Raw genomic sequence first — 13,162 nt, forward strand, 5'->3', positions numbered from 1 at the left:
GACTTGTATCCTGAACTTTATTCTATTATGCCATAAAACACCGTTGTTTAGAGTGGTGATATAAGGCATGAAAATCTTTACATATTGAGTGTTTTAGATATTGTGATCAGTATTCAGGGCAGGGCTTGTCTGTTGCGCCTATGAAGTGAACTTGCATGAGTGGTCAGCAGGTGGAACCCGACGAGGGAAGCTGGATTGTTGACAGTCCGGTGACCGGTAGGAGTCTCCATACTTTGAGGTATGAGGAAGAGGTCAAATTATATCTGCTGCCGTTGAAAATGGGGGGAGGGAAGACACAAGAGATATACCTGAGAAAATTGGTGGATTAGAAACATAAATAACGTATTATTTTTTGAAAGTACGTTTTCTTTAAAGAATGTGATAAATAAAAAGATAAAATTATATGTCATTTTTACCTTTTAGATACGGCTCTAAATATTTTTAAATGTTGAAAAGAGATGGTAAAAATTTAGAACAGATTTTAATTTTACACTTTCCTCCTCTTTCTAAATTAGTTCGTATTTCCATAAAGACTGCCTAAAAACAGCTGTATGTGATAGCTTTGCTTCCCAATTTTGGCATATATTCAGTTTCATCTGCTTACGAGTGCCCATTGTGTCAATATAATATTTATCCCGAATATTAATTATACACGCTTTGGATATTTATTAAACAACAGTTAAAATAGCTATTCTTAATGTACGAAAATCTCTTAAAGCTGCTTTTAAATAACAACTTTAAAGATGATTTTTCTCTCATTTTTCAGTTATATTTTGCAAATTCCTTATAAAAATAACAAATTTAGACTGTATTTTTTAGTAACTTTTAAATTCCATATTTACATAAAACACAAAAAACATTAATAAGGCCCACGCAGTTAATCCAAAACGTATTAACTTTTTCTCTTTGTTAAGTTTTTTTGATACATTACATGTTACTTTTATGGGCAAAATTATGGTGTAATTATGGTCAATCTATTTAAAAATCGTTTCTCCTTATGTACTTTTACAACAGCATTTCTTTTTTTTGCACACAATGTTGATGCTACGGTTCAAGATGGTGCTGTTGTTAATACTGGGGTACAAGATCGTTCTGGCGTTAATGGTAAGACACAAAATAATCAGGATCAATTTTCATGTAGTATGAATAGTGAATTTTATCGGTGTAATGATGGTAAAAGCCACTACTTTTACAATAAAAATTATCAAAAAACTGATAAAAATACGAATGAAACTGTTGCTATACAAGCGTCTGGAAGAAACACGTTTCTCTTAGGGGAAAATATAACTGTTAAGGATGTTTCAAGTGCTGTTATTTCAAAAGAAAGTTTTTGGAAGTATGGGGTCGTGGCGAGTGAACATGGACAAGTGATTATAGAAAGAGGAGAGATTAACTTTACAAAGGGTATCGGAGTTGAAGTAAGAAATTGGGGACAGGTCGCTTTAAAGAGTAGTTCTATTACCGAACAAGGTAGTCAGGGGATGAGTATAGATGACCATAATGAAAATTCAGCTTTTCATGCGTCTAGTGGGAGTATCCATTTTGAGAAAGGTAAAGTTAATCTAGCCAATGCTCATGGTTTTTCAATGCATGGGAATAATATCGATGGGAAGGGTAGGTTTATAACTATCGTGGATTCTACGGTTTTGGTAGAAAGTAATACGTCTTATGGGTTGCGTTTTTGGGAGGGACTAGGAGACAGAAATGAGGAAATGAAAGATCACGAGTATCCCTATTCTTTTTATATTTTTGCGGGTGAGAAAGAGATGTTCGGAAGTCTTCCAAAAACGAACTTACCCGTACGAGGGATTGTTGACTTGACAAGAACCTCTTTTACAGTTCCAAATAGTGCAGCTATTTATAGCAGAGGATCTGGTGGTGTTGTTAGGCTGTTGGATAATTCCAAACTTTCTGGAGATTTATTACTGAAGGTTGAGGATGGCTCTTTTGTGAAGGTTTCAGTGGATGCTTCTACACTTGTAGGGGGGACACATGTTGATGAAAGTTCTTCTGCTGAATTTCGGTTGAGAGGTGATTCAAAATGGATTTTATCACGGCCGAAAAATAAAAATTTACAAGTTTCTAGTTCTATAGGTGTTTCATCAATTTCATTAATACATCTTATTGATAGTTCTATTATTTTTGAACAACCAGAAGCTGACATAGTTGATGGCTATCAAACACTTCGTGTTGGGAGAGGAACAGGTGAAGTTTATAAAGCACAAGGTAATGCACATCTTTATCTCAACACCTATTTGAATAAGGGGGGGGCTCTTCAGAATCAAAAAACGGATCGTCTTTTATTCCATGGTGATATTGAAGGAAAAACGATAATACATGTGCATGGTGTTTCAGGAAGTCCAGGAGGTGGTACGGGGCATTATGGAAATGACAAAGGTATCTCAATTATTCAGGTTTCTGGAACAGCAGAGAAAGATTCTTTCGTGCTGGATGGTGATTACGTTGCATTGGACGGTTTACCTTATCAATATAGGCTCCATGCTTATGGTCCAAACTCTGAATTAGGAAGAGCGAGTGCGTCTCAAAGATTAGTCGAAGGGGAAGGAGATTTTTGGGATTTCCGCCTCGAAAATGGATTTATTGATTCTGATACTACATTTAGATTAACTCATAGATTAACTCAGAGTTCTAAACTTGGTTTAGGTGGTGAGCGTCATTCTAGGCAAGGCGTTAAGGTTGTTGTACCTCAGGTCCCAACTTATCTGCTTTTGCCGAATAGTTTACTCCACGCTGGTTTGATAGATATCAGCAATCAAAACAAGCAGTTGGAAATACTGCGGACTCGTCCTAATGAAATGTTGGAAATTCATGAAAATCCTGCTTCGTTTTTGCGTGGTTATGGTGGGAGTTATCGTTATGCTTCAGATTTATCTGCGCTTGAATATGGTTATGGAGGGGAGTTAGGGTACTATGCTATCGAGGCTGGTGTCTTGCTACAAAAAATTGAAAATGTTGACAGTGTTATATCCTTTGGGGTGATGGGGTCTTATGGAAAGCTTTCTCTGCAACCTTTGGATGTTAAACAAAGCCAAAAAAGTACATTTGATAAATGGACTGCTACAGTCTATGGTAGTATGCAGAATGATGCAGGATTCTATGTCGATGGACTTTTATCCTATGGTCTGTTTAAGGGGGATGTTCTCACTCTTGCACGAGGGAAGACAGCGACATTGAAGGGGAATCCTTTAAGTGTTTCATTGATGAGTGGTCAGACAATTGCTACAGGATATGAAGGCGTTGTTTTTGATCCACAGGCTCAGGTTGTTTATCAACATCTTCAATTTAATGAGTCTCGTGATATTGATAATTTTAACATTGAGATGGATAAACTTGGTCAATGGATGGTGCGTATTGGTGGTCGTCTGACGAAGAATCTTGCTGCACCCGAAAAGGATCGTGACGTTTCTTTCTATGGTAAGATACATTTTGCCCATGATTTTGGTAAGGAAAGATCTGTGCGCTTTAAAGATTCTTTCCAGTTAGGAGCTTTTGGTTCTTCTCTAGAGGCGGGATTAGGTCTTAATGCTCGCTTGTCTCAAAATTTCGCGCTTCATGGTGATTTGGTTTATCAGCATAAATTGAGCAAAGGTGGTTTTTCTGGAATTAGTATTTCTGGTGGTTTACGCTATCGTTTTTAGGATGATCGCCTTTGGGGGAAGTTGTTTTAAAAAAGCCACAGGCATAGCTTGTGGCTTTTTATTGTTTTATGTGCATCTTTGAAAATAAGCTTTTTTAAAGAATATTTTTTCATGAGCGGGTTTGTTTTGTTAGAAATGGATAAAAGCTTCTTGGTTTGCACGTTTTTGCTTTTTATGCTGTTTTTCTTTCTTTAGGGACAATTGATAAATTCTTTTGAGATTACTTCCTTTGGGGTGGGGCGGGTTTTTGTTATCTATATTTTACGGGTAATTCACAAATAGCGCAACTTTAAATTGTGATATTTTAGATTCTGGCTTTACATGAAACATATAGGCGATGTATAAAATACGAAACGTATTTTACGCGCGCGTAACTAAAGTTATTAAACAGAACGCGTGTTTTTTTGTTTTTAGAGAAGGGGAAGAAAGTTTGTAAAAAATTATGCTTAAAAATTATCTCTCTTTATATCGTTTTACAACGGTTATTTTTTTCTTTGCACACAATGCTGATGCCGGTGAAATTCCTTCTGAAAAGAAACAATATTCATGTCATGAAAGTGCTTCATTCTATCGCTGTAATGATGGTCAAACGCATGAAATTTCCAAGAAAACTTATCAACTTAAGGGTGAAAGTTCTGATGCAGCTCTAGAGGCATCAGGGGAAAATACAGTTATTGAGGGAACGGCGATAATCATTAACGGTGTTTCGAATGCAAATGGGTATTCAGAAAAAGGTGCTTGGACAACAGCTGTAAAAGCCTCAAAAGGGGGAGGCGTTGCTCTATTTGATTCCATGTTAAATGATGTGTCGATAGGGGCCGATATTAATGATGAGGGAGCTTTTGAAATGCAGGATGGGGTGATTAAAGCAACCAGAATGGGGATCAGTGTTGCTGGTAAAGGGTCATTTGTTTCTTTGACCAAGACAGAGATTGAGGCATCTACTGATGCGATCGGTCTTTTGAGTCATAATGGTGCAAAAATTGAGATGAAAGGAGGAAAAATTGATTTTGCCAGTGGTATTGGCGTTCAAACAGGAGGCGATGGAGAAATTAATTTAGAGGGTGTTTTTATTACCGGAAAAGGGAAACCGGCGAAAAATACAGATAATCATCGTGAAGGTTCTGCTTTTAGTATGCTTCAGGGGAAAGGTATGATTAATTTTCAGAAGGGAAACGTTAATGTTAACAATGCTCATGGCATTGTCTTGCAGGGGAATAATCATAATGCTGCTCATGTTAAACATTCCAATATTTTTGTGAGAGGGAATGCATTTAATGGCATGCGCTTTTTTTGGGAAGCTGTCTTAAATGATAAAAAAACAATTATACCAGGAAAAGGGGCGGTTCAGTTGACTCAGACAACTTTTATGGCTCCAGAAAGTACAGCTATTTATAGCCGCCAATTCGAAAGCTCTGTTAAACTCTTACAAAATTCAACAGTTTCTGGTGATTCACTCCTGAATGCTGTTGAACGTTCCAATGTAAAGATTGAGGCTGATGCTTCTACCCTTGTAGGAAGCGCATATGTTGATGAAAGTTCTACAGCCACGGTAGAGTTAAAAAACGGTTCAAAGTGGATTTTATCGCGACCAAAATATGACAAATTGCAAAATTCTGATGCTTCTGGTTCTAGGTTAAAAGATTATTCTTCTATTTCATCGGTTAATCTTACGGATAGTTCTCTTATTTTTGAAGAATTAAAATCTAAAACAACAAATGGTTATCAGACACTTCTCATCGGAAAAGGATCAGGGACTGTCTATAAAGCGCACGGTGATGTGAATCTTTATCTTAATGCATATTTGGATCAAGGAGGAGAGCTTGAAAAGCAAAAAACTGACCGGCTTTTAATCAATGGTGATCTTGAAGGACAAACGACAGTTCATGTGTATAAGGTTCCTGGAAGCCCAGGGGCATCGACGGGAGATGGCGGTAATGATCAGGGGATTTCCATTATTCAGGTTTATGGACAAGCTGCTGAAGATTCTTTTCAGTTAAAGGGGGGGTATGTGGCACTTGAAGCCTCTCCCTATCAGTATCATCTTAAGAGTTATGGTCCAAGCTCTGCTGTAGGAACGGCAGATTTCAATCAAAGAGTGCTTAAAAATACTGGAACATTTTGGGATTTCCGCCTCGAAAGTAAATTTGTTGATTATCCCTCTCTTGATTCCACTGAAATTGTGCCTCCTGCTTCTGATGGGGTTCCTTCTTTTCCTAAAATTCATCCTAGTCTTACTGGAAGTGAGGTTGATGCTATCGATTCTCATTCTCAGAAAAAAACTCAGGAGCCAAGTCTTTCTTCTCCTGTAGATTCTCTGGAGAGGGATTCCCATCTTATGACTACACCTGATACATCTGGTGCTTTTGTGCTGGATGCTCAAAATCATCCTCCTCCTTCTCTTGCACCTGTTATTCCCGTTATTGCTGAAGCTCATCCTGTTGTGCCTACATCAGGTTCACCTGTACAGTCCCCTGTTTCACCGACTAGTTCTGTTGTTTTTATCCCTCCCGCATCAGGTTCACCTGTACCGTCCCCTGTTTCACCGACTAGTTCTGTTGTTTTTGTCCCTCCCGCATCAGATTCACCTGTACCGTCCTCTGTTTCACCGACTAGTTCTGTTGTTTTTGTCCCTCCCGCATCAGGTTCATCTGTTTCACCCTCTGTTCCATCCTCTGTTATACCACCTGTTTTTAAGCTTTCTTCTCATTTTGAACAAAATATGAGAGCTGTTGTTCCACAGGTTTTGACTTATATTCTTGTGCCAAATACCTTATTTCATGCTGGATTGGTGGATATCAGTAATCAAAATAAGCAGTTGCAAACACTGCGAACTTTTTCTAGGCGGTTGTTGAAAGTGAGCGAAAATCCCACTTTGTTTTTGCGCGGTTACGGTGGACATCACCGTTATACTTCAAATTTGTCTGCACTTGAATATAGATATGGAAGCGACCTTGATTATAATGCACTAGAAGCAGGTATTCTACTCAAGAAAATCGAAAATGCGTACAGTGCAACATCCTTTGGAATTATAGGAAATTATGGCAAGCTTTCTTTGCTGCCTTGGGAGGTTAAACAAAGTCAAGAAAGTACATTTGATAAATGGACAATCACAGCATATGGGAGCATGCAGCATGATACGGGTTTTTATATGGATGGTCTCGTCTCTTATGGTTTGTTTAATGGAAATGTTCTCACACTTGAGCGAGGTAAGACGGCTGCATTGAGAGGTAAGCCCCTGAGTGTTTCCTTAATTGCTGGTAAAACATTTACGATAGGTCGTCGATATTTTATTTTTGAACCTCAGTTTCAATTTGTTTATCAAAATCTCCAGTTTCATAAGACTCGTGATATTGATAATTTTAATATTGATATGCAAAGACCAGATCATTGGGAGGTGCGTATTGGGGGACATTTAACCAAAACACTGACATTGACTAAAGAGGCACATGTCCTTTCGTTTTATGGCAAACTTCATTTCATTCGTAATTTTGATGATAAACAATTTGTGTATTTTAAAGATGCTTTCCAGCTTGGTTCTTTTGGTTCTTCTTTAGAAGCAGGGGTTGGGTTTAATGCCCGTCTCTCATCAAAACTTTCTCTTTATAATGATCTCATTTATCAGCACAAATTTACGAAGGCTGGTTTTTCCGGAACACATTTTTCTGGTGGTTTAAGCTATCATTTTTAATTGTACTTTTCCTTTAATATATCTTTTGTAAAAAACAATAAGCACAAAACGTGATTTTATTGTGTTATTTTTACGATTTTTAACTTTACATATAATACAAAACGAATTATGTGGACGACACATAGTAACAATAACCTGTAAATGATCCAGATGTATTTTTTCGGTTTTTGATGAAGATAAAATAAAGAAAGTTTAAAGTAAATTATGATTAAAGTATTAAAGCGCCATGTGTGTGTATGTTCTTTTACGACCTCTATTTTTTTCTTTGCGCACAATATAGATGTGAGTGCAGAAGATTATAAACCCTCATGTAATTCCCTTTTTAAATCGTATTCGTGTGATGCTGTTGATGCCGCTAAGACTGTTGAAAGAAGCGACCAAGAACAAGAATATGTGAAAGGATTGGATACAAGTTTTAATGTTGTTGCTATATCCCAATCCAATAATATTGAGCTAAAAAAAGGTAAAGTGGAAAAAGGCGTTTCAGGAATTAGTGGGGCTTTGGAATTTAATAAATCTGAGAAGATTACATCAGCCGTGGTTGTATCAAAAGATGAGAAAAGTTCTTTTAAGAAAGTTTCTGTTAAGGGAAATGGTGAAAAGGAAAAAAGTAGTAAGATATCTCAATCAGTATTTGGCGTGAAGCAGGGCGGTTTTCTCTTCGTTGATGATGGTGAAGTTCATGTTACAGATGTTCATGGTATAGCGATTGAGAGTGCAGATCCGATTTTTAAGGAAAGATCACTTGAGTTGCAGGATAATGCTATGTCTTTGGTTTCTATGGAAAACTCAAAGATCATTCTTAAGGGAGATGGAGCTCATGGTTTGCATTTTAGGGGAAGCCCTTCGCAAAATGAATATCAAGAAGGAGAGCTTCTTACGAGTTTAGGTGAAGTTCGATTTAAAAAAACAGCTCTTCATGTTCCCGATGGTACAGCTATTTATAGTGATGATGCGAGGAGATATCCTTACATTACAGCATCAGAAGGTTCTCGTATCTTTGCCGATCGGTTATTAGATGTTAAGAATAATTCATTTGTTGTGCTTGATGCCTATGCATCTTTTCTTTCAGGGGGAGCACAGGTTGAGAAAGGTTCTTATGCTAGTGTTGAGTTGTTCAATCAATCAAAATGGACTGTAAAAGCAAGTAAAAGTGCGCTTAAGAAGAATGGGAAAGGTCCGTATTTTGCAGATTCGTCTGTTTCATTTGTAAGGCTTATTAATAGTTCTATTTTATTTAATAAACCTCAAAACGGTTATTATCAGAGTCTTCATGTAGGAAGCCTAGAGGATCGATCCAGTGACTATGCTTATATTGCGGGAGGGGATGCACGCTTATATGTTAATGCACATCTTGCTGCCAATGGTACAAGCAAAAATGTGAAAGCTGATACACTTGTGATCTATGGTGATGTTTACGGAAAAACCAAGGTGTATATTATAAATCCTTCAATGTCTCTAGGGAAAGAAAAGACGCTAAAGGTTAAGAAAGGAGATCGCCATGGTACTTCAATTATTCAGGTTTATGGAAAGGCTGCGGAGGATTCCTTTAAACTGGCAACAGATTATGTTGCTTTAAGAGGAGCGCCTTATCGATATAGTCTGCGTGCTTATGGTCCAAATTCTTCTCATGAACACGCAAAAGAGGAAAATACATTAGCTAAAGGAACAGCGGTAAAGCATAATAGCGATTTTTGGGATTACCGGCTTGAAGCTGAATATGTTCAGCGTTCTTCTCAAAAGCGTCATCTTCAAGTGGAGAGAATTGTTCCTCGTTCTCGCGTGTCTCGTTCTTTAAACACTCATCCGCATCATAATAATGTTGTTGCCGGTCATGATGCTTCTGCTCATTATCTTGAAGAGGGCGTTAAAGCTGTTGTTCCACAAGTTTCAACCTATCTATCGATGCCTAATGCTTTGTTTCAGGTTGGTTTGATGGATATGAATAATCACAACAAACTTTTGGAGACATTGCGTACCACTGCTGGGGTTTTGGGAGAAAATGGTAAAAATCCTGCATTTTTTGCGCAAGGCTATGGTGGAAGTTATCGTTATGTTTCTGATCTGTCTGCGTTTGAATATGGTTATGGCGGAAATTTGAATTATAACGCTATAGAGGCAAGTATATTGCTCAATGCGATTGAGGATACATATCACACTTTGAGCTTTGGAATAATGGGGAACTATGGGAAAATTTCTCTACAGCCTCAAGATGTTGAAGAAAGCAAAAAAAGTACATTTGATAAATGGTCTGTTACAGCATATGGCAATATGCGGCATGATGCAGGCTTTTATATCGATGGACTTTTTTCCTACGGGTTATTTAAAGGGGATGTTCTGACACAAGCAAGAGGCAAAACAACAGCATTGAAGGGGACACCTTTGAGTGCTTCATTGGCTGCCGGTAAGTCATTTATGACAGGACATAAGGGGCTTATTTTTGATACGCAAGTTCAGGTCATTTATCAAAATATACGATTTGATAAGGCCTCTGATATCGATGGATTTGATATCGAAATGGGAAAACTTGATCAGTGGGTGATGCGTGTTGGCGGGAATTTAAGCAAGACGCTTGCTGCTTCTGAAGAAGGGCATGTTGTTTCTTTCAATGGGAAACTTCATCTTACCAATAGTTTTGGCGGAAAACAACGTGTGCAGTTTGGAGATGAATTCCAATTAGGAGCTTTTGGTTCTTCTTTAGAAACTGGAGTGGGGCTGAAGGCTCAGTTGTCTTCAAACTTTGCATTGCATGGAGATGTAACTTATCAGCATCGTCTTAGCAAAGCTGGTTTTTCAGGAACGATTTTTTCAGGTGGTTTACGCTATCGTTTTTAGATGCCTATGAAATATAGAGTAATTTTTACATAAGTTATATAGTGTTGTGAGAAGTATAAAATGAATATTAAGTTTTATACTTCTCACTGTTTGTGTGTTTAATTTAGCTTTATGGGGAATATTTTTTATTTTTAACTAAAGGGGGAGAAAGGAAAATTGGGAATAAAGTTATGGTTAATGTATTAAGCGGATATAGATTTTTATTTATTACGACGGCTATTATTTCTTTTTTGCCAATCGTGAGTGTTAATGCTAATCCTAATAATTTTGCAACCTCCTGTGATCCAGACGCTCAATTTTATAAATGCAATGATGGTAAAAAACACACGATTAAAAATAAAACTTATCATTTAAAATATTCTCGAGAATATATTCTTAATTCTACTCCTATTTCAGCTCTATATGTAGAAAAAGCAGGTACAGTTGTTGATGCATCTCAGATAACAGTTACGGGTGATAACTCAGATGAAATATTCGGATATGGTGCATCTGCAAAAGAGGGTGCTCGTCTTAATTTAACAAATTCAAATTTTAAGAATGTACCTGCTCTTCATGCTGAAAATGCGGTTATTCGCATGGAAGATGGGACTATTACGGAAGTTTCTCACGCTATTTATGCATTGGGGAAAGGAACCGATATTGCTTTAGTGCGTGTCAATATTGAAACTACACCAAAAGAATTGAATGGTATGGAGATAGGTCTGATTAGTAGTTTTGGTTCAAAGATTAGGCTGTCAGGTAGTAGTGTTACTTTTAATGGGAAAGGTGCATTTTCATCACTTTATGGGGGAGAGTATAGTTTCGATAGTTCTGTCATTAAGGGCAAAGGAAAACAAGAAACTGTTATCATTGGTGAGAAAAGTGTCAATAAATTACCAGAAGCTTTTGATATATCTCACGATGGTTTTGTTCAATTGCATAATAGCTCTATTGAACTTAGTGATATGCATGGCTTTTTGGTTAAAAATTTTTCAGATGATGAGGATAATAAAGGCACGTTGTTGTGGCGAGGACTTAATTCAGCTGATGAGTTTAAGAAGACGAATATTAAGATTACAAAATCCGATATTTCTGTTCAGGGTAAGGGAGCCTATGGTCTGTATTTTTATGGGTTAAATCCAGATGTAGGGGGCAATATGTACAAGGGTTATAGAGCGCTTTCGGGAGCGAAGAAAGTTGCTCCGAGAGAAGTATTTGTTCATTTGTCAGGGACAAATTTTACGGTTCCGGATGGTATTGCCATTTATAGTGTCGGAAAACATGTTTATGGAGCTCAAGCTAAGGTTAGATTAGAAAAGACAAGAATCTCCGGTGATTTGTTGTTAAAAGCTGAAAATAATTCTTATCTTCTTGTTGAAGCAAATTCCTCTACACTTACAGGAAATGCTCGTACTGAGGATACCTCTGATATTTATTTGAATTTAAAGAATGGTTCTCAATGGTATCTTACCAAAAGCAAATATCAAGATTCTCAGGAAACAGATGCTATGGTTTCATCGCTTTCAGGTATTTCTCTTGAGGATAGTACAATTTTTTTTGATCACTATCAATCCACTGGTTATCAAACGCTGCAAATTAGAAAAAAAAGTGATAGAGATGCAGTCATGTCAAACCAAGACGACTACGGATATAGTGCAAAGGGTAATACCCAGATTAAGATGAGCACATTTATGAATAACGATGGTTCATTTGATCCTCAACAGACGGATCGCATTTTGATCTACGGGAATGTTTTTGGAACCACACTCATTGGGATGGAAAAACTTTCTAAAATCTCAGAAAAAGAAGCTGGCAATAAAGAGGGGCAAAGTGTTTCACTTATTCAAGTTGCTGGGACAGCAGAGGAAAGTTCTTTTAAGTTAGCCAATAGTTATACTACGGTGAATGGATTTCCTTATCAATATAAACTTCGTGGCTATGGCCCAAATTCTTCTTCTGGAAATGCAGATCCAAAGAATAGATTGGTTGCAGGGGAAGGGGATTTTTGGGATTTTCGTCTCGAAAGTGTTTACATTGGTTCTGAATTAGATTCTTCTGAAACTGCTTCTAAGCCAACGTCTACAGTTTTACCCCCTCAATCTGAAGCAGAGACGGTCCCTTCTGAACGACCAACAGAGACTATTTCACCTGAACACCCCACTTCTGTTGAGCCTCCACTTATACCGTCTACACCTTCTTTTCCTGGAGGATCTGAACCGTCTGAAACATTTATCCCTACGGATTCGACACTGCCTCCTTCTGCATCAGTTCCGCCTGAGCTTCCCTCTGTACCAACAGTTCCAGAAAATCCTTCTGCTGTGCCTATGCCAGAGCCGTTTGTTCCAGTTGAAACTTCTACGGATGATGCTCTGCCCTCTGAGCCCTCTGTTCCGGTCTCACCTTCATCTACGGATTCTGTTTCTCCTCCTTCTGCCCCTGTTGAACCAAAGCCTTCTGAGTCCTCTGAGGCTTTAGATCCTTCGTCTAATCTCTCTATACCGCTTGATGTTCCGCCTGAGCTAGGTATTAGAGCTGTTGTTCCTCAATTGCCAACTTATCTCCTTTTACCAAATGCTTTGTTCTATGTTGGTTTGATGGATACGACCACGCAAAATAAGACGTTGGAGACAATGCGGAATGCTTTTCATTCTTCTTGGAAAGAGAATGAAAAGACCGCCTTTTTTCTGCATGCTTATGGGGGGAGCCATCATTATGCTTCCAATTTATCTGCTTTTGAATATGGCTATGGCGCAGAGCTTGATTATAATGCACTTGAAGCAGGTGTTTTATTGAACGAGATTGAGAGTTTATATACTCGTACATTCTTTGGGGCTTTGGGAAACTATGGAAACCTTTCTCTAGCCCCGCAGGATGTTGAACAAAGTAAAAAAAGCACATTTGATAAATGGTCTGTTGCTGCCTATGGAAGTTTGCAGCATGATACCGGTTTTTATATGGATGGGGTGTTATCATATGGCCTTTTTAAGGGAGATGTTTT

At 37.9% G+C, this 13,162-nt stretch carries 4 protein-coding genes; all 4 read left to right on the forward strand.

What is annotated here, in order from left to right; translation table 11 throughout:
- Positions 1 to 965: 965 nt before the first annotated feature.
- Complete coding sequence (locus tag ACFIMQ_RS08215; protein ID WP_375703793.1) at positions 966 to 3,659, forward strand: autotransporter outer membrane beta-barrel domain-containing protein; 2,694 nt, start codon at positions 966 to 968, stop codon at positions 3,657 to 3,659.
- Between the two features lie 442 nt (positions 3,660 to 4,101).
- Positions 4,102 to 7,350 carry an autotransporter outer membrane beta-barrel domain-containing protein gene (locus ACFIMQ_RS08220; RefSeq protein ID WP_375703794.1) on the forward strand — a complete coding sequence of 1,083 codons (3,249 nt, stop codon included), beginning with the start codon at positions 4,102 to 4,104 and terminating at the stop codon, positions 7,348 to 7,350.
- Positions 7,351 to 7,554: 204 nt separating this feature from the next.
- Positions 7,555 to 10,185 carry an autotransporter outer membrane beta-barrel domain-containing protein gene (locus tag ACFIMQ_RS08225; RefSeq protein ID WP_375703795.1) on the forward strand — a complete coding sequence of 877 codons (2,631 nt, stop codon included), beginning with the start codon at positions 7,555 to 7,557 and terminating at the stop codon, positions 10,183 to 10,185.
- A gap of 170 nt (positions 10,186 to 10,355) precedes the next feature.
- On the forward strand, positions 10,356 to 13,162 hold a 2,807-nt coding region (locus tag ACFIMQ_RS08230; RefSeq protein ID WP_375703796.1), incomplete at its 3' end, for an autotransporter outer membrane beta-barrel domain-containing protein.

Origin of the sequence: Bartonella sp. AD13SXNS (genome assembly GCF_042196465.1) — a bacterium.
Classification (GTDB): Bacteria; Pseudomonadota; Alphaproteobacteria; order Rhizobiales; family Rhizobiaceae; genus Bartonella.

What these genes read in the sequence shown, in the direction of transcription:
- ACFIMQ_RS08215 (WP_375703793.1), top strand. Translation starts at nt 966, where the DNA reads ATGGTCAATCTATTTAAAAATCGTTTCTCCTTATGTACTTTTACAACA.
- ACFIMQ_RS08220 (WP_375703794.1), top strand. Translation starts at nt 4,102, where the DNA reads ATGCTTAAAAATTATCTCTCTTTATATCGTTTTACAACGGTTATTTTT.
- ACFIMQ_RS08225 (WP_375703795.1), top strand. Translation starts at nt 7,555, where the DNA reads ATGATTAAAGTATTAAAGCGCCATGTGTGTGTATGTTCTTTTACGACC.